Consider the following 26,145-nt stretch of genomic DNA (forward strand, 5'->3'; position numbering starts at 1 on the left):
CTTACTTTAATTTAGATTTTTCAGAATCCGTAAAAACCTTAGATTGAGCCATATACCGGTGTATGTATTCTTTTAGAACAGTATTTTGTTTATTAAATCCTTCCAATATAATTTTTTTATCTTCTTCTATATTACTCTTGTATTTTAAGAATTTAGGAGTATGTTCTTGAATACTAAGCCTAACTAAACGGATTTCAACATTATTTTCATCTTTGCTTACGGCTTGTTCTACTGTCTTTACTCCTAATATGAATTGTTCTTTTCGCTCTTCTTTATTAGTAGCGAAGCGTGATTTTAATAAAATAGCAGCTCCTCTATAAGCCATTAGTACGGGGGAATCTCCATTGGCTTTTTGAAGTACTTCGTAAAACTTTTCAGTATTTTTTTTTGATTTAGAAGCATATTCATACTGATTGCGCAAATCTGAAAAATTCTGAAAGAACACTAATAAAAAAGCAATACCTGAAATAAAAAAAGAGTTCATATAATTTTATTAAAATAAAAAACGACTTAAGTAGTTTGCAAAAATACAAACTAAACTTAAGTCGATAAAAATTTATTTAAGCTTTACGATACGTATTTGTTAATTTTAACGCTACGGTATCACCAAACTTTGTTGTGTTTTTTACTTTTATTTCGGTATCCAAATCTCCTGAAAGATCTAGCTCTAAAACTAATTCAGGATTTGTTTCTGGATTGATAATAGCCATAAATTTTACATTTGAAGAGGCTGTCATTCTTAATTCAGTATGAAGAATTTCTTCTAAAAGTTCTTTTATAATCTGCATCATACAAACCCCAGGGGTTACAGGATTTCCTGGAAAATGCCCCTTAAAAATTTCATGTCTTGGATTTAAAGTTACTTGCGCCAGATATTTATTATCTGTTAACTGATCTAACTGATTAACGTTATAAAAACCGTTTAAAAGCATTTATTATTTTATATCAAATTTATAATAGGCTCCAAAAGAGAAAAGCGCATTTGAGTGATTTTCTGTTCTAGAAGAGAAAGAAGTTCCGCTGTACGTAGAATGTGTCGTTTGAACTACTGGTGCTACTCCTACTTTAAACCTAGCTTCTACCCCAAAGTTTTTAGTAATGTCATAACCTGCTCCCATAGAAAGAGTTAAATCTACATCATTTTCAGCTTTAAAGTTCTTACTTGTGATGAAATCTAATCCAGGTCCTACATGCAAATTAAATTTCTTAAAATTAAATTTGTTTATAGCTTGTACTCCTAAATAAGAAACATCTAAGTTTCCATCCTCTAATTTATTCGTTCTGGGATTATAAACTATTTTTGCGCTAGCTCCTTGAGATGAATAGTTTAGCTCTGGCTGTAACGTATAAAGTTTATTGAATTTTAAGGACGCTCCAAAACCTAAATAAAAACCAACTTTTGACGAAAAAAGATTACTATTTTCATTTTTAATAGTTTGTCCTGTGTTTGCATCATAAGTATAAGAATATTGAAATCCTAATTCTCCATTAGTAAAACGGGAAACATTTAAACCTCCACGAACTATAGGGTTAAAAGTTACTTGAGCTTGAACTCCGCTTACTCCTGCAATAAATAAAGCTAATGCTATAAATACTCTTTTCATATTTATTATTCAATTATTTGTTTTAAAATTATTTTTATATCAAAATTATAATGTTCTAAAAAAATTTGGTCCGCAAAATCCGTATTTTTCACATCAAAAACTATCGAAAATTTAGCTTTCCTTTTTGAAGATTGTATTATTTTAAACAACTGATTTGTATTATTTTTAAAGTAAAAATAATTTTGAGCCGTTTCTAAAACTTTTTCTTCTTTGTTTTTTCTTTCTGTTTTAGCTATATGTTTTTCTTGAACTAATAATTTTAGATCATTTGTTAGTATTTTTAATACGATCTTTTTATTCAGATCTTCTACTACATAATTTAGTTTTACTTCTTTTTCTCCTATAGTAAAATCTAATAATTTATTTCCAAAATCAGTAGTCATAACGACTCTATGTGAATTTTGGTCTATTTTTTTAACAACTAACAAACCGCTTAAAGCATTTCCGTATACTTCTATCTGAGCTTTGTATACATAATCCAGCTCAGGGTTTGCAAAATAAGGATTTACAATCGTTTGCTCTTTTTGTTCTATTACAGAATTAGGAAGAGGCTCGTATACTTTACAGCTTTGAAAAAAAATAATACATATACTAATTATCAAAAACCTCATCGTTAAACTTTGCATTTACTTGCCTATTTTTAAAAACTATCTTTGTAAAATCGTCTGAGGGTTCTATTAATTTAACCTGTGAAACGCTTGGATCTTCTTTTGGAAATATTAATTCAATTTGTTTGATGTATTTTTTTACTTGATTTGATTTTGATATTAATTTTACAAGATATCCTTCTTTTGTTTTGAAATACGAAATTGCAAATTCTTTATCATCAAACATATTACCGCTTACACTACCAATAATCATTTTATTGATTTTTTCAAATAGTTTTCCGTCAACTGTACTTTTTTTTCCTTGATCATTGATAAAAACTTTATTATTCTTAAAAACAATACTGTATTGGTATGGTTTATTGTATTGCCAATTCAGTAGATTGGGTAACCTGAAATACATTTTACCTGTACTTTCAATATCTTTTGATAAAAAATCTAGATGTTTGTATTGTATAAAGTCTGTTTTTATCGTTTTAATATTTTTATTTTCTTTTTCTATCAAATTCTTAAAACTAACGATTTCAGAATCTGTCATTTTTTGTTCTTGTGCTCTAAAGCTTCCAAAGGACAAACAAGCGAATAGTATCAGTATATTTTTTTTTATCATTATACTCTTTTTCTAATTATTGTTTTCTAACTCCTCTATAGTAATGGTTTTATACTGATTCTGATCCAGTAATATCAACAATCGTGCCAAAACATTTACCGTCTTTTGAGAAACATCATGAAGTAGTATGATTTTTCCTTTTTCTAATCTAGAAATGATTCTATCTAAAATCTTATTTTCGTCCTCAATAACAGTATCTAATGAACGAATGGTCCAACCAATAACTTGATAGTTTTTTTCACGAACGGCTCTTGCTATATGAGGATTTGTAACGCCAAAAGGGGGTCTGAAAAATTTGTTTTTTTGAGCTGTAAGTTCTTGTATAAGTTGATCGGTTTGATTGAATTCTTTTAATATTTTTTTTTTTCTAAAAAACCCCATTTGATTTGAATGTGAATAGGTATGATTGGCAATTATATGGCCTTCTGCTACTATTCTTTGAGCTATTTTCGGATATTTTTCTAGTTGTTTTCCTATACAAAAGAAAGTAGCTTTTATTTGGTGTTGTTTTAACAAATCAAGTACTTGAGGGGTAAATTCTGTAGGGCCATCATCAAATGTTAAGGCTATTATTTGTTTATTTGTTTTGAAGCTATTGATGGTGGGCAGAAAGTAACCTAAACGGATATCAAATGCTCCCCAAGCTGTACAACTTATATATATATGAATCAGGATAAGGTATACCCACCAAGGCATTTGCCAATATATAAACAAAGGCAATAATAAGAAAAATAAAAAACTTAGGTAGGTATGTTTTAACATTGTGTCAACAGTACTAAACTATGATCTCTTCCTTGATATTGGTTATATAATAAAACTTTTTTTAAGCTGGTTGGCTTTATACCATTCCATTCTAAGACTTCGGGAATTTCTTGTTTTTTGATCAAATGGGAGGCAATCCACAATCCAAAAGCAGAAGCTGTATTATATTCTCCTGATATATTTTTATAGTATAGTTGTGATGTAGAACTAAACATAGAGGCTACTTTATCATAAAACACATCGTAATGTACGTCTCCATTATATCCTAAAACTAAAGCATCTATAGCTTCTAAGTCTATTTTTTGTTCTAAAAGAAATTTACGTACAAAATCTTGAATTTCTTCTTTATCTAATATATTTTGTAGACTTATCGCTTCTACCTTTGCGTAGGTCGATTCTTTTAATTGATTAGAAAGTGTAAAAAAGGTAGCTCCCTCACTAAAAACTACACCTGTTGTTTTTGTGTTTTTAATAGAAAAAGGTTTGTCTTCTTCTTTTTTTATTATGTTTACTAACTTGTAAAGTTCTAATGTATGAGAAGAGGTTTCATCTATTCCTCCTACTAAAACTGATTCTGCCTCTCCTGTTTCTATTTGCATTTTTCCATCTAATAAAGCGGTTTCAAAAGACACAGCTCCATTAACATACGTAAAATTGTAACTTTTACATTGCAATCCTAGAGCAATCTGACCTGCTACTGTATTATGGGTAGATTGAATAAACGAAGTGGGGGTTAAGAATTGTTCTTGGTTATCTATAATTGCTTTTAAAAATTTTTCAGAGTCTTCTACACAGCCCATCCCTGTACCTGTAATAATAGCATCAGGATAATTTATACCTGCTTCTTCCAATGCTTTATTAGATGCAAAAATGCCCATTTTTACTCCTTTAGCCATTCTACGAATCATTGCGGGTGGAATTATTTCTTTATAAGAAGGTTGAAGGGCAAATAATACATTTTGATTGTCATGAATTGTTGTTTCATTCAAAAAATTGCCTTCGTGTGTTTTTTGAGCGGATACACTCCCAACACCATTTATATAACACGTTTTCATTGGTTATTTTTTTGAAAAAATTAGGGTTGAACAATTTCCTCCGAAACCAAATGAGTTGGATAATACATAGTTTATTTCTTTATCTAGTACTTCTATTTGAGGAATTAAATCAAATTCTTTCATTGGAGTCTTAAAGTTTAAATTTGGGAAGACTTTATTATTCTGAAGAGCAAGAATACTATATACCGATTCAATAGCAGCGGCAGCGGCTAAAGTATGACCTGTAAAAGCCTTAGTAGAACTAAACTCAGGTATTTTGTATCCTTCAAATGCTCTTATGATAGCTCTTCCTTCAGACAAATCATTATTAGGGGTGGCTGTACCGTGTACGTTAATATAATCAATTTTATCAGGTGTAATAGTAGCTTTTTCAAATGCTTTTTGCATCGCTAAAAAGGCTCCTTCTCCATTTTCTGATGAAGCTGTTTGGTGGTATGCATCATTAGCATTTCCAAATCCAGTAAGATAGGCTAACACTTTTTTATTTGTTTTTGTGATCATTCTATCCGATTCTAGAACAATGAAAGCGGCTGCTTCACCTAAATTGAGTCCTTTTCGTTCATCATCAAAAGGGGTATTATAAGTATCTGAAAGGATCATTAATGTTTTAAAACCATTAATTGTAAACTTTGACAAGGCATCTGTACCGCCTACAATTACTCGATCTAACTGACCTGAAGCAATCATTCGCGCTCCTAACATAATGGCATTTGCCGCGGATGAACAAGCGGTACTTACAGTAGAAACGAATCCTTTTAATCCAATGTAATCCGCTATTTTATGAGAAGAATTACCGGCATCATGCGTCTCTATGTATTTTTGTAATGTTGGATTTTTAAAATATTCATAATAATATCTTTCCGTCATATCCATTCCTCCTACACTGGTTGCAGAAATGAGTCCTGTTTTATATTCGTTAAGATCAAAGATAGCGGCATTTTCAATTGCTTTTTTAGCGGCATAAGCACCTAACATGGCTGTACGAGAAAAATTATTATCCTCAGACAAACCTAACATGGTAGATAATTCTTTATTATTTAACTTTATTTCACCAACTTTAATAGCTTCTTTATGAAGGGTTTCAATATTTTGAATTTGAGAAATTCCAGCTTTTTTACTCAAAAGTGCTTCATAATTTTCTTCTACTGTATTTCCTATAGAAGAAATTATTCCCATACCTGTTATAGCAATTTTCATTTAAACGAAAGTTTATCGCGATTAATTTATAAAAGGAGTTTAAAAAAGGCTGTTTAAAATAATTTTAAACAGCCTAAAAAATTATTTTGTTCTGTTTTTTGCAATAAAATCAGCCATGGTTTCAACTGAAGCAAAAATAGTTTTTCCTTCTTTTGGATCTGTTAATTTTATCCCATACTCTTTGTCTAATAGAACGATTAGCTCTAACGCGTCAATTGAGTCTAGACCTAAACCATCTCCAAATAATGGATCGTTATCTTGAATATCTTCTACTGTTATATCTTCTAAATTTAATACTTCAATAATTTTAGCTTTTAGTTCTCCTTTTAATGCTTCCATTTTAATTAAAAATTTGTTTTATACTATCTATTTGGTGTACAGCACCTTTATTCTTTTTATCTACTAAATAAACTACTGCTTTATAGTTTTCTTGAAATAATTCTACCCAACCACAGAGTACTTTATCTGCTTTTCCTAAATCCAACAATTGTTTTGTATAGGTATATATAAACGATGGTTGAAATTGGTCAAAAACAAAAAAGGCATTTTCTGAATTTAACTTATGTTTTATACTTACTTCGCCTATACATATATTTGGTAAAGTATAAACAAAAACGGCTGGACTCGGAAAATAATTTTCTTTGTCTGCAATAGATTCTTGATATTTAACATCTGTATCTAAACTAGCTGATTGGTTTGCAAAGACAATAGCTATATTATTTTCTTGTTCTTTTTTAACTTCTTCTCTTAATACAATTTCGGATGCTAGAAAAGCCAACTTACTTAAATTATCCATTTTAAAAAATTTTGGATAATTGATTTCATATTTTTTATAAATTTTTTTTGCAAATTCTACAAATGAATTCTGATCGTTAATCATTAGTGTTTGTCCATCTACAACTAATCCTTTGGATGTAATTGTACAAACTTTATTTATATATAATTTAGTTTCCAAAATTACTTTATTTTTTTTAATACTATAGCGGTATTACATCCTCCAAAACCTGATGCTGTTTTTAATATAACATTAATAGGCATTTTTAATGGTTGGGTAATTACATTAATAGGTTGTGTTACTCCACAGGTTTTATATCCTTTTGAAACGATTAATGTATTGTGCTTTGCGCTTTCGATAGTCATAATCGTTTCTAACAATCCTGAAGCGCCTAATGTATGTCCGTAATACCCTTTTAAACTATTTAGGGGTTTATTTTGCAACTCTAGTCTATTAAAGGCTATTGCTTCCATCTCGTCGTTATAAGGGGTAGCTGTTCCATGAGCAGAAATTATATCTACGGAATTACTGGAAATAGTAGCTTCTTTTAATGCGGATTGTATACTTCTATAAAGTCCTTCTCCTGTACGAGAAGGTCCTGATATATGATTGGCATCATTTACGGCTCCTTCTCCTAGTATTTCAAAGTCATTAGGTTTAACTTCTTCTTGTAAAGAGGTTATATAAATTGCTGCGGCTGCTTCGCCTAATGTTACTCCTGTTCTATTGGCATCGTATGGTTTACAAGGTTCGTCACTCATTGCTTGAAATGAGTTAAATCCTGATAATACGAATTCAGTAACTTCATCTGCAGCCACCACGTATGCGTTATCATACAATCCTCCTTGTATAAGTCTTTTGGCTACAGAAATAGCTAATACGCCTGATACACATGCATTAGAAACAACTATGGGTTCTGTTTTAAACCCGAAAAAATGGGCTATTTTTTTTGCTAAAGTGCTTAAAAAAGCTTCGGTAAGACTGTTAGATGTATTTTCTAACTGAACAATATCTCCTTTAGTGGTGGAAAAAATAAAAGCTGTTTTTTCTGTTATTTTATTTGTATCTAGAATTGGTTGTAATACTTGAATTAAGGTACGTTCTATTTTTGAATTAGCGTTTATTGATTGGTCTATTAAGTTATCGGGTATGATAGCTGCATAAAAATCTTTTAGCATTCCTATTTGTGAATGCTTTTTTATACCTGATTGTTCCGATTGTATGGCGAACCAATTTTTTGCAACGGAATTACCTAAAGGAGTAATACAATTGGTTTTTGTTATATAACAGCGTTTCATTTTATTCTATTAAACCACATTTACGTTTCCATTCTTTAAAAAAAGCAGGAAGACTTAATGATAAATCTCCGTTAGCATCTAAAAAAACTTGCACTGTTTCTCCAGTACAAGCGATATTATTATTGTTATCAAAAATTTTATATCTAAAAATCATTTTAGCGGCAGGGGTATCTACAAAGGTAGTTTCTATCCTAGCGACATCTCCATATCGCAATGACAATTTATGTTCGCATGATGATTTTACAATAGGAGTTGTATAACCATTAGCTTGTACATCTAGATAAGAAATTCCGTGCTGACGACCAAAAGCTTCTCTTCCATCTTCAAAATAAGTAATGTAATATCCGTGCCAAACGATTCCTAAAGGATCTGTTTCGTTAAATCGAATACGTATATCATGAGCTACTGTTAGCTGAGGAATTTCTTTACACAGCTCTTTTCTTTTTATCATACACAATGGCTATTGTAACTGTTAAAACAAAAAATAATATTAAAAGGATTAAATTAGGCAGGATAGATAATAATCCTGTATTTCTTAAAAGTACATCGTAAAACGCGTTTAATCCCCAGTTCATTGGCGAAATATGCGAAACATATTGCATTATTTTTGGCATGGCAAAAACGGGAACCCAAACTCCTCCTATAGCAGCAAGAATAACTACTGAAGTGGCTCCAAAAGGTGCTGATTGTTCTTGTGTTGTAGCTATAGTACCCAATAGAATCCCAAATCCTATGGCTGCTAAACCTGCACATATTGTAACTAAATTCATTAGTAAAAAACGCCCACTTATATCTAACTGAGGTAAATTTAAATAAGGAAATAGGTACAGACCTATAAGCATCATTAACCAAAACTGAATCACACAAATGATTAAATAGGTAATTGTTTTGCCTAATAGGACGGTGCTATAAGAAACGGGATTAGTAATTAGTCTAATAAATGTTCCTTGGCTCTTTTCTTTGACTATGTTGATAGATAAGGGAACTACGATGAAGAAAATAGCAAATAATGTCCAAGCAGGAACATTATGTTGTACTGAATTAGGTATTATTTCTTTGTTATTTATTTTAGGTATTATTTCTTTGTAAGTAATAAAGTTTTTTTGTTCAAAAATAGGCTCGTCTGTCTCCCCTATTTGCTCTTGAAAAGAGGTATAGATTGTTTTATTTTCGATAGTAGCTACCATTTTATCAATAGCATTTTTTATATTGCTTTTAAAGCTTAACTGTGAAGCAGGATCAAAATATAATTTAATTTCTTTTGAGCTAATATTTTTTTGAGTTTGTTTTTGAGAAGCTTCTGCAACTCCAAAACTACTCATTATTTTTTCAACATTTTGATTTACTTTGGTTTGTAAATCATTACTTAAATTTTCAGGAACTATTATTGCTAATTGATATTTTCCTTGAAAAACTAATTCCTTAGCCTTTTCTTCGTTTAATTCTATCCCTTCATTTTGGGTTACTACCTCTAAAGCACCACTTTTTCCTAAACTCTGAATGATATTTTCGGCAATGGTTCCGTGATCTAAATCTACTACAAGAACAGGTATTTTAGTATCTGAAACTGTTTTAAAAGCTTCATTCTGAATGAGCGTAATGGTAATTATTAATACTAAAGGCATTACAAATAATATTACCAAACCGCCAAAATCGCGTTTCAGTAATATTATTTCCTTGTATATAGACATCCAAAGTTTATACATTATCTCTTAATTCTTTTCCGGTTAAAGCAATAAAAACATCTTCTAAATTGTAGGCATCAGGTGTTTTTTGTATTAATTCATCTGGTGTTCCTTCTGCAAAAATGGTTCCTCTATCAATAATAGCAATTTTATTGCAAAAATCTTGTGCTTCTGTTAAATGATGAGAGGTATAAATAATGGTTGTTCCTTTTGTATTTAATTCTTTTAAAAAATTAATAATGACATTTTTAGACTGTACATCTACCCCTACAGTAGGTTCGTCTAAAAAAAGGACTTTAGGATCATGCAAAATACCAGCTATCAAATTCACTCTTCGTTTCATCCCTCCTGAAAACGTTTCAACTCGTTTATGAGCAAACTTTAACAAGCCAAGGTGTTCTAATAATCGGTCTACTTTGGTTCTAAGTTCATTTCCTTTTAGACCTAGCATACTACCGAAATACAATAAATTTTCACGGGCTGTTAAAGTAGGATATAAGGCGTATTCTTGTGGTACCACTCCTATGTTTTGTTTGATTTTTTGGGCATCATTTGAGTACGTTAATCCATCTATAGTAAAAGTACCTGAGGTAGGTTTTACTAAACCACATAAGATAGAAAGCAATGTTGTTTTACCTGCGCCATTAGGTCCTAAAAGACCAAAGATATCATTTTCAGCAATTGATAAGTTTAGGTTGTTTACTGAAAAAAAATCAGCTCCTTTATATTGTTTATAAAGCTTCGTAATATGTATGATCTCTTTATTCATTAATTACACTGCTTTTTTAAGTTTTTTAAAAAAAAATTCTTCTAATTGTGCTAATGCCTCTAATTCATTAGCTAAAGCATTATACACATCGTGCTGATTGCTTCTGTTTTTGTACACTCTTGCTGCCATTACCGCAAAGTCTCTCCATTTATCGCCTATGGTTGTCATTTCTTTTGATAACTCAGCTAAAGAAGGATTGTTTAATACAGTAGAAGCTTCCTGCAAGAATGCTGCATAAATAAATCGAAAACCACCGCCTCCTGTTCCGATTTCTTCTTGCATCCGTACCATTTGTGCTAGGTAATGATTCGTTACTTTAACCCCTCTTTTAGTGGGCCAAATTCGAATGTGTTTGGCCAAACGACGCATTGCGGCAATTCCTATAAACGGCAATGGGGCTAACATATCTTTGCATGTATTTTTAATTCCTTTAACAATCGCTGGTTTTAATTGCACTTGTTTTGGGATATTTACGGGATAATACATGTGTCCCTTGGGAGCTAAAGCTCCTTTTGCAAAACGTACTTTTTCTAATTCTTTTTCGCTCAAAGTGGTAACTGTTTGCATAACAGGGTCGCTAATTAGATAGCTTTTATTTTCTTTACCATATACCACTAAGTTATGAGCATTGAAATGAAAACGGTATTCATCAGGAAAATAGGTAAGATGATATACTCCTACTTGTAAACCTGTAGGGATATTATTTTTTAAATTAGCTTCTAGGGCTTGCTGGGCTTTTTGAGGGTTTGAGAAACGTGTTCTTTTTACCTTTATTCCTAATCTTTTGGCTGCTTTATTAAAGATACTTCCAGGCATTGGTCTATAACTAATAGCAGGTGCATGATTAACTTTTAATAATGGGAAATAAAAAAAGAACAAACCTGAACCAATACCAAAAACCATGGGTTCACTAAGATTAATCCCATTAAACTTTAACAAATTAGATGCTACACCATTTTCACAATGAGCTGATTGATGATGTGTAAAACGAATCTCCATTATATTCCTCTAAAACTTTTCAATTCTTCAATTGTTATTTCAAACGCATCTGCATAACGCTGCAATTGTTTTTGGTTTAATTTTTTAAAAACAGAGGGGTTTGCATGTCGTTTTGCTCGCCAAGTCCACATATTAACATAACCTGCAAGCGTAACCCAATCCATTTTATGGAGTTCCATAAAATAAACAATTGGACTTTGAGTTCCTTGCTTCACTGCTTCGTTAGCCTGTGCAACTCGTTCTTCAATATCTTTCATAGAATGCTCCAATGCAATGGTTTTGGGTTCCCAACCACTACTTAAAGCGGTTGTATAAGATCCATCTTTATCTACTGCGTAACAAAGTTCTTTCATGTTATGTTTAGAAAGATTACTTTGATCTTGAGGCACTTCTTCTTTTTTCATAATTAGTGAGTTTGTTGAATAAATAAATTAATTTCAGCTTCTAAAAGCTGAGTTTCATCCTCTGTATTGGATATACAATTCATTGTACAAATACAATAATTATCACCGTCAAAACGGGATTTTAATTGAGCCTCTGTAATAATCGTTTGTCCTACTTTGGGTATATTAAACAACTGTACTTTTTTTATTCCGCTAATAAAACCTATTAGTTTCACATTTTCTTTTATTTGCTTATTTTCATCAACAAAAAAAGTCTGTCCTACAATAGCAGAACAGGTTTGTGCCGCATTTTCAAGCATTCCTGTTTCAACAAAAAAGTTGTTTTTTAGAAAAATATTGTCTTCTTGTATTTTAAAAATAGTTTTTACAGTAGTTTCTGATAAATTTAGGATATAATCTACCATTAGCATAGGAGCTCTATGGGGTAAAAAATTTTGTATTTCAATTACTTCTTGAATATCATTCATTAGATCCTGCGATTACTGTTTTCATCTTGCCTGTAGCTATTATTTTTCCATTTACGGAAGAATTTATTTCTACTAGCGTAACCCCCATAAACTCTTGTAAAACAACAACCTGTGTCGTTATTTGATCATTTATTTCAGGTAATTTTATGATATTTATTCCATTTATAGAACCTATATAACCTGTAGGGACTGGTTCCTTTTTTAAGAAATATTGATACCCTGTGTAAATGGCTACTGATTGTGCCATGTGTTCAATTAATCCTGACTCTTGAAAAATAGCATTGCTAGTAAATATGTTATCTACAGTTACTGTTAATCCTGCTATTACACTTCCTTCTTCGTAAGCAATTAATTGATCTATCATTACGAAAGGAAATTTTTGTGGTATTAAATTTTCCACAATTTTTTTGTCTAGTATTGGGAATTGTGCAACGGTCATTAGCAAACAGTTAAATAAGCATACGAATATGAAAATCTTCCACTTTCAGGAACTGACAATAGGATGGTATCTCCTTTTTTCAGTTGTTTTGAGTTCATTAGTTCTTCTAACATTAAATAAATTGAAGCCGAGCCTACATTTCCTACTTTATGTAAATTCATAAACCAATTTTCCATTGGTATATTAACATCTACTTTTTGTAGTTGTTCTGCTAATCCTTTAACAAAATAATGAGAGGATACGTGCGGTAGGAAATAAGTTATTTCGTTTGCATTTATTTTGTTTTTATCTAAAGCGTTTTTCATACTTATGGCTCCTTTTACTAGAATCTGGGCATCTAATAACTTAACATCTTGTTTGATTGAAAAAACAGATTGCTCTAGCCACTCGTTTGTTGGATAGTCACTCCAAGGTTTAATAGATCCGTCTTCATTTTTATCGCCACCTGCATACATACAGGCTTCTAATTCGTGTGCATACGAATAGGATTCCATCCATTCTATCTTTAAAGAATGTTCTCCTCTAGGTTTATTTTCTAATAAAAAAGCACCTGCTCCATCAGACAACATCCAGCGTAAAAAATCTTTTTTGAAGGCTATAATAGGTTGTTCTTCTAAATTTTTTAGATTTACTACTTCGTTTTCAAAACGACTGGCTAACATCCAGGTAGACACTCTTTCTGATCCTGTAGCGATTGCATTTATGGTATTCCCTGACTTTATAGACATATAGGCAAATTTCAAGGCTATCATCCCAGCATTACATACTCCCGAAGAAGAGTTAATTTCTATTGGTCTATTCTTAAGTAATCCGTGTACCATAGCGGCATGCGATGGCAATAAATGATCAGGAGTAGAAGTTCCACAGGATAAAAGTTGAATATCATTTACATCAAACGCATGATCTAAAAGACTTTCAATTGCTTTTTGTGTTAAATCAGCATTTGAATGGGTGGGTATTCCTTGTGTATCTAAAGCATAATAACGTGAAATGATTCCGTTATTACGCAAAATAATACGACGCGCTTTGGATGGTTTGTTGTCAATTAATCCCAAATAAGTTTCCATATCTTCATTTGATATAGGATTATTGGGTAAAAATTTTCCAGATCGAGTAATGTAAACGTCAAACATATATTTATACTCCTTGATAGTAGGTTTTTAGTTTTTTAATTTTATTTTTTACAAATGGGCGTTTTAACAAATATATTAAGTATACTAATGGTGAAATAAACCAAATAGCAATAAATAAATAATAATTAAAGACTTTCAGCCAAAGAAGTCTAGACTGCTGTTTTTTAAGAATAAAATTAGCCCAAATTTTAAACATTTTATTTGCCTTTTGATCCATTTCTATTAAAAATGGACGAATTTCAACGGCTCCTTTTTTTATTAATTCTTTTTGTAGGTTAATTGTATTATCTTTTAGAAAGGATAATAAGATTATTCCAAATTTATTAGAACTTTCTATTTCTGTTTTAGATACGCCTGGTTCAGGAAAAATCCCTAAATATTTTTCTTTTTTTCCTGAAAACATCCATTGAACAATGGTAATGACACTAATATAATTACTATTTCGATCTACTAAAGCAATATTTCCTTTTAGAATAGCGCCTAAATCTTGTAATTGTTTTTTTACTTTTTCTTGTGCCAAGGCCCACATATTTCTTGCTCCTATAACGGTTACAACAGGGGTGTTTTTAAATATTTTTTTTGCCTCTTCACTCTTTAAAAAAGAATTTATGGGTATGGAGGGACTTAAATACCAAACTTGGTATCCTAGTATGACCAAATCGTATTTTTGATGTAAAATTGTATTTTGAGAATCCTTTAACGGATACGGTATTTGTAAAAATGATTCTGGAAAAGCATCAAAAAAAGAGGCTTTGTCCCAAGGAAAAGGAAACTCTTTTTGTATTGCTACGTCATAGTAGTTAACTTCAACATCCTGATCTCCTATTAATGGATCTGTAATGTTTTTAATAATTTGTGTTAACTGTCCTGATTGACTAAAATGTACTACTAAAACTTTTTTCATTTATATATAGCTATAGATTAGCTTTCCAAAAATCAAAATAATTAAACCATTGCGAAGGATATTTTTTGAGTATCCCTTCTACATTTTCTGTATAGGCTTTTAACAAGCCTTTTTCATCTCTTTGCTTTACTTGTGCTATTCTTGCATACAAATGATAATGCAATTGGGGTTCTTTCATTACATATACAAAGACAACGGGAACTTTTAACCTAGATGCTATTAAAAAAGGCCCCGCTGGAAACAATGCTTTTTCTCCCAAAAGTTCTTCTTCAAAACATTTACTCCCTTCAAAATAGCGATCGCCTGTAAAACAAATTAATTCGTTATTAGCTAATGCTTGATTAATTTCAAATATATGAGACAAATCGTCTCTTACTATTATAAATTTTACTGATGGTTTTTTGGTAACCGATTCTAAATATTGCTTAATAACAGAGTGTTCTAAATCTGTGGTTACTAAATTAATCTGGCATTCTAGATTTATGTCTCCAAAAAAGTGTTCTGCTATTTCAAAATTACCAACGTGAGCACTTATCAGTACTCCTCCTTTTTTTTCTGCTAATAATTTTTTTAAAATTTCGACACCATCAAACTCATAGGTAAATTTATTTCTTAACCCTGCAGAAATAGCTACTTTATCAATTAATGTTTGTCCAAAAACAAAATAACTTTTATAGATATTTAAAAAGGCTTTAAATTTATTTTGTTTTTGACGATTGTGTAAGTAATAAAAAATAGCTCTATTAGATTTAAATTGTGTAAGAAAATAATAAAAAGCTACGAAAAAAAGAACAGCATAAGCTGTTCGGATTCCGAGCTTTTTTATACAAAAGACAAAAATTTTATACCCTAAAAGAGTCCCTTTGGACTTACCATCCCACTGACTCATAAGTAATTATTTTTGTGCTATTTTTGTTTCGATTAAATGATAGAAATCTTGAAAAGTATTAACTCCTGTAAAATCAGCTTCTACTAATTTGACGCCAAAATTTGCCTCAATAGACACCACTAAATCGACATAATCCAAACTGTCTAACCCAAGTGTTTCTTTTAAATTTGCTTCTAGCGAAATAGTATCTCCATCCACCTCAAATTCATCTACTAAAATTTTATTAATTTTTTCTAAAATAACTATTGATTCCATCTTATCCCTTAAATTTCTTAACTATAACGGCAGAGTTTGTTCCACCGAACCCAAATGAATTTGACAAATATAAGTCAAATTTTTTATTTATAGTTTCTTTTACAATATTTAACTTTGCTGAATCCTCATCTGGTTCTTCAAAATTAATATTAGGAGCAATGAAATCATTTTGCATCATGAGTGTAGAATAAATCAACTCACTGGCTCCTGCCATCCAACACTCATGCCCCGTCATAGACTTGGTTGAACTCACATAAGGCTTACTACCAAACACTTCGTAGATAGCTTTTGCTTCATTTGCATCTCCTAAAGGAGTAGAGGTTGCATGCGCATTAATATACATTATTTCATCGGCTGTTACTCCTGCTTGTTCTAAAGCTCTACGCATGGCCGTTGAGGGGCCATCTACGTTTGGTGTAGAAATATGTCCCCCGTTAGATGAAAAACCATAACCTACAACCTCAGCAATAATGGGAGCTCCTCTCTTTATAGCAGACTCATAACTTTCTAGTATTAAAGTAGCTCCACCACCACTAGGAACTAAGCCATCTCTATTTTTATCAAATGGTCTAGAAGCTTTTATGGGATCTTTTTCTCTTGGAGAAAAAACACCTAATCCATCAAAACTAGCCATACTATACGTATTAATTTCTTGAGCTCCTCCACAGATGATTATGTCTTGCAATCCGCTTTTGATCAAATGAAATCCTAAGCCAACGGAGTGAGAGCCGCTTGCGCAAGCAGCACTAATGGTCATATTTACTCCTCGCAATCTAAAAATAGTCGCTAAATTCATCGTTACAGTGGAGTTCATCGACTTAAATATGGCTCCTGAACCTATTAAAGCGGTATCTTTTTTTTCCCTTACAATATCGATAGCATCTATTACCGCCTTTGATACACTATCATTACCATAAAGAATGCCCACTTCATTCGTATCAAAGAAAGCATCATCTATATTTGCATTTTTTAAAGCATCTATAGTGGCCATATAGGCAAATTCAGTTTCTTGCCCTATACTAATTCTTTGTCTTCTATTTAACAATGATTTTAATTCAGGGTTAGGAACCATACCTGTAAGTGCTGACTGAAAACCAAAATCTTTTCTTTCTGCATCAAAAACAATACCTGACTTACCTTGATATAATGATTCTTTAACTTCTGCTAAAGAAGTTCCTAAACAAGAGTAAATCCCCATACCTGTTATAACGACTCTTCTTTCCATTTTATCTACAAGCTATTATTAAGAATAAATACCGCCATTAATATTAATCACTTCTCCTGTGATATATCCCGCATTTTTAGAAGTTAAAAAACCCACTAAAGCGGCCACTTCTTCCGCTTCTCCAAAACGATTAGCTGGAATCATTTTCACTAATTCTTTTTCATCTAAATCACCAGTCATATCAGTACGAATAAATCCTGGTGCCACAGCATTTACCGTAATATTTCTTTTGGCTACTTCTTGTGCTAATGCTTTGGTAGCGGCTACTACCGCTCCTTTGGCTGCGGAATAATTAGTCTGACCCGGAGTACCTTTTACACCAGAAACGGAAACCATATTTACGATTCGCCCGTATTTATTACGTAACATTTTTTGAATAAAAAAATTGGTTACATTATAAAAACCATTCAAACTGGTATTGATAACGTTATTCCAATCTTCTGGAGTCATCCACATAAATAAACCATCGCGCGTAATGCCTGCATTATTCACCAGAACTTCTACTATAGCATTAGGATTTTTATCTTGCCATTGTGTTAAGACTTGTGTTACTTCTGCATGATTTCCTACATTAAACTTTAGTATTTCACCAGTTGCTCCCAGAGCCTCAACTTCTTTCAAGGTTGCTAAGGCTGCTTCTTGATTGCCTTGATAATTAATTAAAATATGGTAGTTCTTTTCAGCTGCTAATTTTTTACAAATTGCACTTCCGATACCTCTTGAGCCACCAGTCACTAATGCACACTTCATTTTGTATAAGTCTTTTTTTTTATCGTTTTATTTCAGAAGAAACTCTTCTTTTTCTTTTCAGATTAGAAGGTTCCTTCTGCTTTATATTTTTTGTTAAGGGGCTTCCTAAAAAATAGTTTTAATTATTAAACTGAACCTTTATCAATACTTCTTCAGCATATTGCTTTTCTAACAAATTAGGACTTAGTAGAACAAGAGAAAAGTTTTCTCCTCTTGTCATATTAGGTTATTGCATTAAATACTCCTTCACTTGTTGTATATAAGGGTACATTATCATATCCTCTTTAAAAGTAGGTACAACAGCACGTACTTTATCATAAAACGCACGTGTAGGAGAAGACACTTTATCGGCAAAACCTAATGCGTCTATAGCTTGAACCACTGTAATTATTTCAATTGCTAAGACTTCAAAAGCATTTTCGATAACTTTTCCTGTCATAACTGCGGCATTGGTTCCCATAGATACAATATCTTGATTATCGTTGTTGTTTGGAATACTATGTACGTACATAGGATTTGACAATGTTTGTGATTCCGCTGTTGTTGATACAGCTGTAAACTGAACGCCTTGCATTCCAAAATTAAAACCTAAAGTTCCTAGATTTACAAACGGTGGTAACAATTCATTAATTTTAGAATTTAATAAATAATTTAGTTGTCTTTCGGCTAACATGGTCATTTTGGTTATGACAATCTTTAGTTTGTCCATTTCTAGGGAAATATAGTCTCCATGAAAATTACCTCCGTGATAAACGTGTTTATTTTTTACATCTATTATAGGATTATCATTTGCGGAATTTATTTCATTTTCTAAAACTTTGGCTGTATTATGAATGGTATCTAATACAGGTCCTAGAATTTGAGGTACACAACGTAATGAATAATATTCTTGTACTTTTTCTTTAAATACTTCTTCTGTATTTTCTCCGCTATATAAATGGTCTTCTCGCTTACGCACTAATGTACTATTGCTTAAGTGCTGACGCATCATTTTGGCAATTTCTTGCTGACCAGAATGATGTTTTGTATTATTTAATTCCGCAGATAAATGGTCGTCATAGGCTTGCACAATTTCATTGATAGCACTAGCTATTTTGACAGACCAATCCAATGCTTTTTTAGCATTATAAACATTAACAATTCCTATACCTGTCATAACAGAGGTTCCATTCATTAATGCTAATCCTTCTCTTAATTCTACTTTTATAGGCTCTAACCCTTCTAATTCTAAAACTTCTTTGGTTGTTCTTCTTTCGCCTTTATAAAAAACTTCACCTTCTCCTATGAGGGTTAATGCTAGATGAGCTAATTGTACTAAATCACCACTTGCTCCTACTCCTCCGTGTTCAAAAATTAACGGAGTAATATCTCTATTAATGAATTCTTTCATTAAATTAATTACGGACGGATGAACGCCAGAGTTCCCTAAGGACAAGGTATTTAATCTTGCTAAAATTGCGGATTTTACATTAAGGGTACTTAAGGGTTGCCCTGTGCCTGACGAATGGCTTCTAATTAAATTGTACTGAAGTTGTAATCTATCTTCATCTTTTATACGATATTGCGCCATAGGACCAAAACCTGTATTCACGCCATAGATGACCTTGTTTTTCGAAAATTCTTTTAAAAAATCAAAACTCTCTTCAACTCTATTTAAAACTTCTTTACTAATCTCTACATTTTGATTTTTAAAAACTATGGATATGAAATCTTCTAGCTTTAAATATTCCTGTATGACTCCCATTCAAACTATTTTTTATAACTATTGATGAATATCTTTTTTATTTGATATTATGTATTTACTTTTGAAAAGACAAAGTTAGCACATTCTTATAAAGAAAAAAGTAAATATGAAACAAGAATTTGTAGACGTTTTAGTAATTGGATCTGGTCCTTCAGGCTGTGTATCAGCATCTTATTTACACAACAACGGTACTCATGTAAAAATTGTTGAAAAAACAAGATTTCCAAGATTGGTTGTAGGCGAGAGTTTAATACCTCGAGTTATGGATCATTTTTATGAAAGTGGTCTTTTTTCTGCCTTGGATTCTATGAATTTTGAAAAGAAATTAGGGGCTCGGTTTATAAGGGGAGAGGAAATATGTATTTTTGATTTTAGTGTCAAACATGGCGAAGGATGGGACTGGACTTGGCAAGTTCCTCGTGCAGATTTTGATAATACGTTAGCAGAAGAAGTTATTCGAAAAGGTATTGACTTAGAGTTTGAAACAGAAGTATTAGATGTGGTATTTAACGGATCAAACTCTATAACAACTGTAAAGGAGAAAAATGGTGAAACCAAAGAAATTCATGCTAAGTTTATAATTGATTCTAGTGGTTATGGTAGAGTATTACCTCGTTTATTGGATTTAGACACTCCTTCTAAATTGGATCCTCACTCTTCTATTTTCACACATATAAAGGATATTAATAGACCTGAAGGTGAGGAAGGAACTTTAATTTCTTTTGACATTTTAGAAACTGAGGTATGGCTTTGGGTTATTCCTTTTTCTAACGGAAATACGAGCGTAGGTATAGTTGGCCCAACGTCATTTATTAATTCATTATCTAAAAATAATGACGCTGCTGAGGCTCTAAAAAATGCGATTCAAAAATCAGATTATTACATCAACCGTTTTGGTGGACTTGATTTTTTGTTTGAACCTGTTAAATTAGAGAACTATTCTAGATCTGTTAAAAAAATGTACGGAGAAGGTTTTGCTTTAACAGGTAATAGCTCTGAATTTTTAGATCCTGTATTTTCCTCAGGTGTGGCATTTGCTACAGAATCGGGAATGCTATCCGCCAAATTAGTTCATCGTCAGTTAAAGGGAGAAAAAATTGATTGGGAAGTTGAATTTACTCAATATATGCGATCTGGTATTGATGTTTTTACCACTTATGTAAAAGAATGGTATACAGGAAATCTTCAAACTTTATTTTTTCATCAACCTGAAAATCCAGATGTAAAAAAGAAAATATGCGCTGTTTTAGCAGGTTATGTTTGGGATGAAACAAATCCTTTTGTAAAAAAACACGATAGTGTTATTAAAAATATGGCACACTTGATTCACATGGAAAAAGAGCAAAAAGAAACCCAAGTTTAAAACTTGGGTTTTTTATTAACTTCTATTTTGATTATTACTTAGATTCTAAAGTCATTCTTGTATATTCATAAATCAAGAAACTAAAATAATCCCATTTTACTGAATCTAACGGGTAATTTTTCATAAACTCCGCGTTATCTCCAAATAAATTGTTATACGTTTCTTTAAATTCATCTTTATGTAACCAAATCATTTTATCTCCTTTTTTGACATAATAAGATTTAATAACACCTCCGCCCATTTTCATTCCTCCAATAGCTACACCTCCTGTTTCATTTGCATTTGGATCCCCATAAACTTCAATAATACCATTAAAAGAAGGGTTTATTAATTGCATCAAGTATTCCTTTTCTTCTTTTTTATTTTTCAAAGAAACCAATTGATTTTTATAAAAAACAGTTTCTTTATTCGTGGCTTTTTTATGATTTTTTGTACTCATACTACGAATATTTGTAAAATGTTTCATAGTTTTTCTAAATTTTTCAGAGCCACTTGGAGATAAATACAATTCAGAAATTTTTGAAGCTTCAAAAGCTTCCACTTTTCCTGTAACACTGTCTTTTACTTCAACTTCCTCTATTTGACCTTTTTTTCTATTGATATCTTTAAAATAACCAATAATTGTACGACCATCTTTTAAAATAACCGTTGAAGTCTTTTTATTGTTAACGGTAACAAAAGTCTCTTCAAAAAGAACAGTTTCCATTTCTTTAATTTTTTCCTTTTCAAACTTTACTGTTTGCCCCATCATAACATTTGTTATGAACAATAATGATAATGCTACCTTTTTCATATTTATTTAATTTTAGAAACCAAAAATACTAATTTAAATCAACTTTAATCATAACATCTTCTTTACGCTTTTTATACACTTCAAACATGAATGCACTTTTAGCTATTTGTATGATACCATTTACAGAAAACTGATAGATTTTAAAATCTTTTACTTCTTTTGAATTTAAAATAGCTCCTTTAGACCACTCTCCTGTAACATCGTCAATTTTTACAGAAGTCAGGTATCCTCCTTTTTCATCTTTATGAAGAGTAGGTTCTTTATCTAATGGCAAATCTATATTTTTAATATTATCTAAAAACACTAAATAATGTTTGTTATTTGCACTAAAGTATTTATAAGACATCCCTCCTCTTCCTTTAAATCCCATTTGATTCTTAGGTATTTTTTTCATCCAAGCTAAAGATCCGTCTGCTTTTAATTTTGTTACTAAAATATTACAGTAATGATAGGTATAATAATTTCCTCCTGGAGAACCATTCACTCCTTGAATATAGTTATTAATAATATAGTTTTGTTCTCCTATTAATACGACACTTCCGTCAGGGTTTAATACCATATCCCTAAAAACAAGATTCCCAAACTGAGGATCATCTCCTTTTCTTTCTTTTTTTTCATTTCGTCTTCTTGTTCTATTGCTTTCATACTGATTGATGATTTCTAAAGGGATTGGCTGAAAGGTTGAATAAATTGTTTTTCCTTGACTATCAAATTTAATTAAAGCCACTCCATCTATATCATCATAATCTGATTTCCCTTTAGCTATTTCACTATAAAAACCACCACAAATTAATTGATCTTTGTTTGTGTCTAAAATCCAAAGGTTATTCACAAACTTGTTGGCATTCTCATATTTTGAAATATTTATTTTATCAGTACCTGCTTTAACTGTTAACAATTCTATATGATAGTTTGCTTCTTCATCTTTTTTTCTTTTTTTCTCATCTGCTGAATCATCATGATAAATTTTTTCTAACATATACAGATTTCCTTTTGAATCTAGTTGGTAATCTAAATTTTCCATTCTACGCTATGTATAAGGCATCGTAACTTCATTAGAATACAGTTTGTTTAGTGATTTATCATACGAATGCAGACCAATTATATCATAGCTCTTTGTATCCCTCTTTACTTCGGGTTTTTTTCTGTACTGAATTAATAGTTTGCTTTTATCATTAGATTGATAAAAGTCAAACTTGTCTTCTACTGAATGGGAAAATCCCATTCCGCTTGACATTAATGTTCCTGCTATTTTACCTTCAACTTGGAATAATAATTTTGATTCTGGGGAAAACTCTCCTTTCTCAAAATTAATTTCTCTAAAAAACAATTGTTCTTTTTCAGCATCGCCATCCCAAGAAGAATAAAACAAATAATATTTGTTATTTATTTCTAAAATTTCTTCGAAAGAGTAGTTTCTAGGGAATATCTTTTCATATTTTGTTTCTTTTATAAAAGCGGGTTTATTTGAATCAAATTTTTGAATTAAAATTTCTTCTCTATCTAATTTAACTGCCATAACTTCATTTCCTTTGGAAAAATAAACTTTATTTCGGGCATCAAAAACCTTATATGGCTCACTTATTTTATAAGAATATTCTGATAAGTTTTTCATCTGGGAATAATTTGTCGTAATGGCTAAAACCGAGACAAGAAGTGTTAAAAATGTTTTTCTCATTTTATATTATTTAATTGATGTCAAAGGTATTTATTTCAAAAAGATGTAGGAGTATAAAAACTTTAAAAAGCAAAATACCTCAAAAATGAAATAAATTTTGAGGTATTTTTAGGGTTTAAAATACATTTTTACTTACGCGGTATAAGAATTATTATACTATTTTAATTTGTTTACTTCTATTGAATAACCAAAATATGATAGGAAAAACGAGTAGGGTAAGTACCGTTTTGGTTTTACTTTGCTCTAAGAATCCTTTTACTAGAGCTACATTTTTTTTGTTTCCAAAACCACAAACGTTAAATTCATCTAATTCCCCCTCCTATTTGATGGTATGAACCACCTATAACATCTGGTGCATTTAATGTTCATTGCCATTTGACCTATATTTCTTAGCTTTTAGTCCTTTTTTTAGCTCAAAATATTCTGGATTGTTTTCAACATCTTGTCTAGAAGACAAGGTTGCCGCATACATATCAAACATATCTTCCTCATTTGCCTCAAGTTTTATGATTTCAGTAATTCCTGTAATTAATGATAACATTTGCTAAATTGTTCTAGGCTCATTTGCTTTTGGATAAAAAGGGATCAAGGAAAAACAAAATAGAGAAATATTTTTTTTTTAGTATGATAAAATGATAAATTAGGCCATTTGGTTTATAACAAACAGCCTAGTTTTAGTTATTTTTTAAACCAATCAAAATTTGTTAAGTAGGATATTCTTAATGTTGGGTTCTTTTCTTGAATTGTATTTCCTAGATTCCAAATATTTTGGTGAATGTAATTTAATTGTACCTGATGGTGTGCATTAATATTATATCCCAAACCAGCAATGGCTCTATTTTGTTGGAATAAAGTTTTGGCATCGGTTACATCGATATTTAAAAAAGCTTCATCACCTACGTTTAAAAACAATTTAGATTTTCCATTGGCATCTTTAGTTAAAGGATAATTTACTAAAAACATATAACGCAAACGGTTTCTGTGTTCATAATGATCTATCACATAATCTCCTGTAGTGTTTTTAACTGGAATCCCTACAAATCGAAACTCATCTCGTAATCGGTTTATAAATTTAAAATTACCAAGATTTGCGGTATAAGTACCTTGTATCCAGATGTGATCTTCTGGTGTGTTTATTTTATTTAAAGGTGTTTCACCATACACATAAGTATCATAATGTGAATACCCTACACTACCTACTAGGCTTTTGTTGAATTGATAATCTACCGATGGTCTAATAAACCATTGTTGCTTTTCGCTAAAGCCATTTGCATAACGCATGGTTGCTTCAAGGGTAAAGGATAGCTTTTTTGTAAACATATTTTTTCCAAAATAATGGAACCAAACATCATTGTTGTGGTTTACTTTTTGAGAAAATGATTTTTGAATTATTATGAAAGATAAAACAAAAAAAAGAAATAGTTTTTTAAATTCGCTATTTAACATATTGTAATTTTTTTCTAGATGAATTCGGATGATTTGAAAAAGCTTGATGAGATTCTAAGCCTACTACATTTACTTTTCCTCCATTGGCTTCATAATCATGTTTAAAATGTTCTAAATTCTCTAAAACGGAATTATCAACCATTTTTGTTTCTTTGAGATTTATAGTTACATTAAATCCGTAAGGTATTTCTTCTAATTTTCTTTTAATTCCTAAAAAATTGGTGAAAATTGCCGCTTTACTAATATTTATCTGATATTCATTCCCTTCAAACAAAACTTCAGTAGGTGCTTTAAAAAAAGAACTAAGAGGCGTACCGTGATACAAGTGAATAATTATATTAAGAAGCATACCTGCACCGATACCTACTAATAAGTCTTCAAATAAAGTAAAGAAAATAGTTACTAGAAATATTGCTAATTGTTCTTTTCCTATTTCAAAAGTATGAATAAATTCTTTAGGATGTGCTAATTTAATTCCTACTGTAATGAGCATTGCGGCTAAAGCTGCATTAGGAATCATTTCTAATATGGGAGCAGCCACTAATAAAAATAATAAAATAAATAACCCATGAAAAAAGTTAGCCCAACGTGTTTTTGCGCCATTATTTACATTGGAAGAACTACGAGCTACCTCAGCAATCATAGGCAATCCTCCTAAAAATGCAGCCAATACATTACCTACTCCAACTGCTATTAAATCTTTATTGTTGTTTGATTTTCTTTTAAATGGGTCTAGTAAATCAATTGCTTTTACTGTAAGCAATGATTCTAAAGTTCCCACTAAGGCAAACATAATGACATATTTTATAAAAAGTCCTGTTTGTGATATTCCTGAAAAATCAACATTTATATTTAGATTTTCTACTAGATTTCCTATTTTAACTAAGGTAAAAGGAGGTTCCGTGTGTTTAAAATCCATAAATAATTCCGCAGGAATAGCAAAAAGCAAAACTACAAGTGGTGCTGGGATTTTTTTGATAAAAGTATTTTTAATAAATGGCCATCCCATCATAATCGTTAAACTAATTATACCTATTAAAGTCGCTTTTGGATCAAGATTTATAATAAAATTGGGTATATTCATTAACAATTCTAAAGGTTTTTTACCTTTTGCTAACGTGGGGTCATCATTTAACAAAACAGGAATTTGTTTTGTAATAATAATGATACCTATTGCAGCTAACATCCCATGTATAGCTGAAAGAGGAAAGAAATCTGCTAGTTTTCCTAACTTTAGTAATCCAAATAGTATTTGAAGTATTCCCGCTACCGCCATGGCTCCTAAAGCAAGTTTCC

At 31.1% G+C, this 26,145-nt stretch carries 32 protein-coding genes; 1 reads left to right on the top strand and 31 read right to left on the bottom strand.

The window, feature by feature from the left end; translation table 11 throughout:
• Window position 1: 1 nt before the first annotated feature.
• The 25 genes from B0A78_RS03180 to B0A78_RS03300 form a co-directional block, all read right to left on the bottom strand.
• A complete protein-coding gene (locus B0A78_RS03180) occupies window positions 2-484 on the bottom strand; it encodes a hypothetical protein (protein WP_014166417.1) in 483 nt (160 codons plus the stop codon).
• A 76-nt stretch (window positions 485-560) separates the two neighbouring features.
• A complete protein-coding gene (locus B0A78_RS03185) occupies window positions 561-932 on the bottom strand; it encodes a 3-hydroxyacyl-ACP dehydratase (protein WP_014166418.1) in 372 nt (123 codons plus the stop codon).
• Window positions 933-935: 3 nt separating this feature from the next.
• Window positions 936-1,604 carry an outer membrane beta-barrel protein gene (locus B0A78_RS03190; RefSeq protein ID WP_014166419.1) on the bottom strand — a complete coding sequence of 223 codons (669 nt, stop codon included), beginning with the start codon at window positions 1,602-1,604 and terminating at the stop codon, window positions 936-938.
• A 5-nt stretch (window positions 1,605-1,609) separates the two neighbouring features.
• Entirely contained in the window at window positions 1,610-2,215 is a 606-nt protein-coding gene (locus B0A78_RS03195; RefSeq protein ID WP_041253277.1) for a hypothetical protein, read from the bottom strand.
• A complete protein-coding gene (locus B0A78_RS03200; RefSeq protein WP_014166421.1) occupies window positions 2,196-2,819 on the bottom strand; it encodes a LolA family protein in 624 nt (207 codons plus the stop codon). The genes B0A78_RS03195 and B0A78_RS03200 overlap by 20 nt, the downstream gene beginning before the upstream one ends.
• Window positions 2,820-2,831: 12 nt before the next feature.
• Window positions 2,832-3,515 carry a polysaccharide deacetylase family protein gene (locus B0A78_RS03205; protein ID WP_231138904.1) on the bottom strand — a complete coding sequence of 228 codons (684 nt, stop codon included), beginning with the start codon at window positions 3,513-3,515 and terminating at the stop codon, window positions 2,832-2,834.
• 59 nt (window positions 3,516-3,574) lie between these two features.
• Complete coding sequence (locus B0A78_RS03210) at window positions 3,575-4,636, bottom strand: beta-ketoacyl synthase N-terminal-like domain-containing protein (protein ID WP_014166423.1); 1,062 nt, start codon at window positions 4,634-4,636, stop codon at window positions 3,575-3,577.
• Window positions 4,637-4,639: 3 nt separating this feature from the next.
• The gene (locus B0A78_RS03215; RefSeq protein ID WP_065213031.1) at window positions 4,640-5,833 is read right to left on the bottom strand and encodes a beta-ketoacyl-[acyl-carrier-protein] synthase family protein; all 1,194 of its coding nucleotides are present in this window, start codon (window positions 5,831-5,833) and stop codon (window positions 4,640-4,642) included.
• Window positions 5,834-5,914: 81 nt separating this feature from the next.
• Window positions 5,915-6,172 (bottom strand): phosphopantetheine-binding protein, encoded by a 258-nt coding sequence (locus tag B0A78_RS03220; RefSeq protein WP_014166425.1) that lies wholly within the window; start codon window positions 6,170-6,172, stop codon window positions 5,915-5,917.
• Between the two features lies 1 nt (window position 6,173).
• Window positions 6,174-6,788, bottom strand: coding sequence for a hypothetical protein (locus B0A78_RS03225; protein WP_014166426.1), 615 nt, complete (start codon window positions 6,786-6,788; stop codon window positions 6,174-6,176).
• Between the two features lie 2 nt (window positions 6,789-6,790).
• Window positions 6,791-7,906 (bottom strand): beta-ketoacyl synthase N-terminal-like domain-containing protein, encoded by a 1,116-nt coding sequence (locus B0A78_RS03230; protein WP_014166427.1) that lies wholly within the window; start codon window positions 7,904-7,906, stop codon window positions 6,791-6,793.
• 1 nt (window position 7,907) lies between these two features.
• A complete protein-coding gene (locus B0A78_RS03235) occupies window positions 7,908-8,357 on the bottom strand; it encodes an acyl-CoA thioesterase (RefSeq protein ID WP_014166428.1) in 450 nt (149 codons plus the stop codon).
• Window positions 8,332-9,612 (bottom strand): ABC transporter permease, encoded by a 1,281-nt coding sequence (locus B0A78_RS03240; RefSeq protein WP_065213030.1) that lies wholly within the window; start codon window positions 9,610-9,612, stop codon window positions 8,332-8,334. Before B0A78_RS03240 ends, B0A78_RS03235 begins: the two co-directional genes overlap by 26 nt.
• The gene (locus B0A78_RS03245; RefSeq protein ID WP_014166430.1) at window positions 9,605-10,360 is read right to left on the bottom strand and encodes an ABC transporter ATP-binding protein; all 756 of its coding nucleotides are present in this window, start codon (window positions 10,358-10,360) and stop codon (window positions 9,605-9,607) included. Before B0A78_RS03245 ends, B0A78_RS03240 begins: the two co-directional genes overlap by 8 nt.
• Window positions 10,361-10,363: 3 nt before the next feature.
• A complete protein-coding gene (locus B0A78_RS03250; RefSeq protein WP_014166431.1) occupies window positions 10,364-11,359 on the bottom strand; it encodes a BtrH N-terminal domain-containing protein in 996 nt (331 codons plus the stop codon).
• Window positions 11,359-11,763, bottom strand: a complete 405-nt coding sequence (locus tag B0A78_RS03255; RefSeq protein ID WP_065213028.1) for a hypothetical protein — start codon at window positions 11,761-11,763, stop codon at window positions 11,359-11,361. The genes B0A78_RS03250 and B0A78_RS03255 overlap by 1 nt, the downstream gene beginning before the upstream one ends.
• Window positions 11,764-11,765: 2 nt before the next feature.
• Window positions 11,766-12,230 carry a flexirubin biosynthesis protein gene (locus tag B0A78_RS03260; protein ID WP_014166433.1) on the bottom strand — a complete coding sequence of 155 codons (465 nt, stop codon included), beginning with the start codon at window positions 12,228-12,230 and terminating at the stop codon, window positions 11,766-11,768.
• Window positions 12,223-12,669 (bottom strand): hypothetical protein, encoded by a 447-nt coding sequence (locus tag B0A78_RS03265; protein WP_065213027.1) that lies wholly within the window; start codon window positions 12,667-12,669, stop codon window positions 12,223-12,225. The genes B0A78_RS03260 and B0A78_RS03265 overlap by 8 nt, the downstream gene beginning before the upstream one ends.
• On the bottom strand, window positions 12,669-13,802 hold the full coding sequence (locus B0A78_RS03270) for a beta-ketoacyl-ACP synthase III (protein WP_014166435.1): 1,134 nt from the start codon (window positions 13,800-13,802) through the stop codon (window positions 12,669-12,671). Before B0A78_RS03270 ends, B0A78_RS03265 begins: the two co-directional genes overlap by 1 nt.
• 4 nt (window positions 13,803-13,806) lie before the next feature.
• The gene (locus B0A78_RS03275; protein WP_014166436.1) at window positions 13,807-14,706 is read right to left on the bottom strand and encodes a hypothetical protein; all 900 of its coding nucleotides are present in this window, start codon (window positions 14,704-14,706) and stop codon (window positions 13,807-13,809) included.
• Between the two features lie 10 nt (window positions 14,707-14,716).
• Window positions 14,717-15,595 (bottom strand): LpxL/LpxP family acyltransferase, encoded by an 879-nt coding sequence (locus tag B0A78_RS03280; protein WP_065213026.1) that lies wholly within the window; start codon window positions 15,593-15,595, stop codon window positions 14,717-14,719.
• A gap of 6 nt (window positions 15,596-15,601) precedes the next feature.
• Complete coding sequence (locus B0A78_RS03285; protein WP_065213025.1) at window positions 15,602-15,850, bottom strand: acyl carrier protein; 249 nt, start codon at window positions 15,848-15,850, stop codon at window positions 15,602-15,604.
• 1 nt (window position 15,851) lies between these two features.
• Window positions 15,852-17,075 carry a beta-ketoacyl-[acyl-carrier-protein] synthase family protein gene (locus B0A78_RS03290; RefSeq protein WP_014166439.1) on the bottom strand — a complete coding sequence of 408 codons (1,224 nt, stop codon included), beginning with the start codon at window positions 17,073-17,075 and terminating at the stop codon, window positions 15,852-15,854.
• A gap of 18 nt (window positions 17,076-17,093) precedes the next feature.
• Window positions 17,094-17,825, bottom strand: a complete 732-nt coding sequence (gene fabG, locus B0A78_RS03295; protein WP_014166440.1) for a 3-oxoacyl-ACP reductase FabG — start codon at window positions 17,823-17,825, stop codon at window positions 17,094-17,096.
• A 226-nt stretch (window positions 17,826-18,051) separates the two neighbouring features.
• A complete protein-coding gene (locus B0A78_RS03300) occupies window positions 18,052-19,569 on the bottom strand; it encodes an HAL/PAL/TAL family ammonia-lyase (RefSeq protein WP_065213024.1) in 1,518 nt (505 codons plus the stop codon).
• Between the two features lie 106 nt (window positions 19,570-19,675).
• Here B0A78_RS03300 and B0A78_RS03305 point away from each other — a divergent pair, with 106 nt between their 5' ends.
• Window positions 19,676-20,932 (top strand): NAD(P)/FAD-dependent oxidoreductase, encoded by a 1,257-nt coding sequence (locus tag B0A78_RS03305; RefSeq protein WP_014166442.1) that lies wholly within the window; start codon window positions 19,676-19,678, stop codon window positions 20,930-20,932.
• Window positions 20,933-20,966: 34 nt separating this feature from the next.
• Here B0A78_RS03305 and B0A78_RS03310 read toward each other — a convergent pair whose 3' ends face one another.
• The 6 genes from B0A78_RS03310 to B0A78_RS03335 form a co-directional block, all read right to left on the bottom strand.
• A complete protein-coding gene (locus B0A78_RS03310) occupies window positions 20,967-21,725 on the bottom strand; it encodes a hypothetical protein (protein WP_065213023.1) in 759 nt (252 codons plus the stop codon).
• Between the two features lie 28 nt (window positions 21,726-21,753).
• A complete protein-coding gene (locus tag B0A78_RS03315; RefSeq protein ID WP_097609351.1) occupies window positions 21,754-22,749 on the bottom strand; it encodes a hypothetical protein in 996 nt (331 codons plus the stop codon).
• A 6-nt stretch (window positions 22,750-22,755) separates the two neighbouring features.
• Window positions 22,756-23,403 (bottom strand): hypothetical protein, encoded by a 648-nt coding sequence (locus B0A78_RS03320; protein ID WP_097609352.1) that lies wholly within the window; start codon window positions 23,401-23,403, stop codon window positions 22,756-22,758.
• Window positions 23,404-23,761: 358 nt separating this feature from the next.
• The gene (locus tag B0A78_RS03325; protein WP_065213021.1) at window positions 23,762-23,944 is read right to left on the bottom strand and encodes a hypothetical protein; all 183 of its coding nucleotides are present in this window, start codon (window positions 23,942-23,944) and stop codon (window positions 23,762-23,764) included.
• Between the two features lie 137 nt (window positions 23,945-24,081).
• On the bottom strand, window positions 24,082-24,849 hold the full coding sequence (locus B0A78_RS03330) for a DUF2490 domain-containing protein (protein ID WP_097609353.1): 768 nt from the start codon (window positions 24,847-24,849) through the stop codon (window positions 24,082-24,084).
• A complete protein-coding gene (locus B0A78_RS03335; RefSeq protein WP_261764938.1) occupies window positions 24,839-26,125 on the bottom strand; it encodes a SulP family inorganic anion transporter in 1,287 nt (428 codons plus the stop codon). The genes B0A78_RS03330 and B0A78_RS03335 overlap by 11 nt, the downstream gene beginning before the upstream one ends.
• Window positions 26,126-26,145: the final 20 nt, after the last annotated feature.

Origin of the sequence: Flavobacterium columnare NBRC 100251 = ATCC 23463 (assembly GCF_002530675.1) — a bacterium.
Classification (GTDB): Bacteria; Bacteroidota; Bacteroidia; order Flavobacteriales; family Flavobacteriaceae; genus Flavobacterium; species Flavobacterium columnare.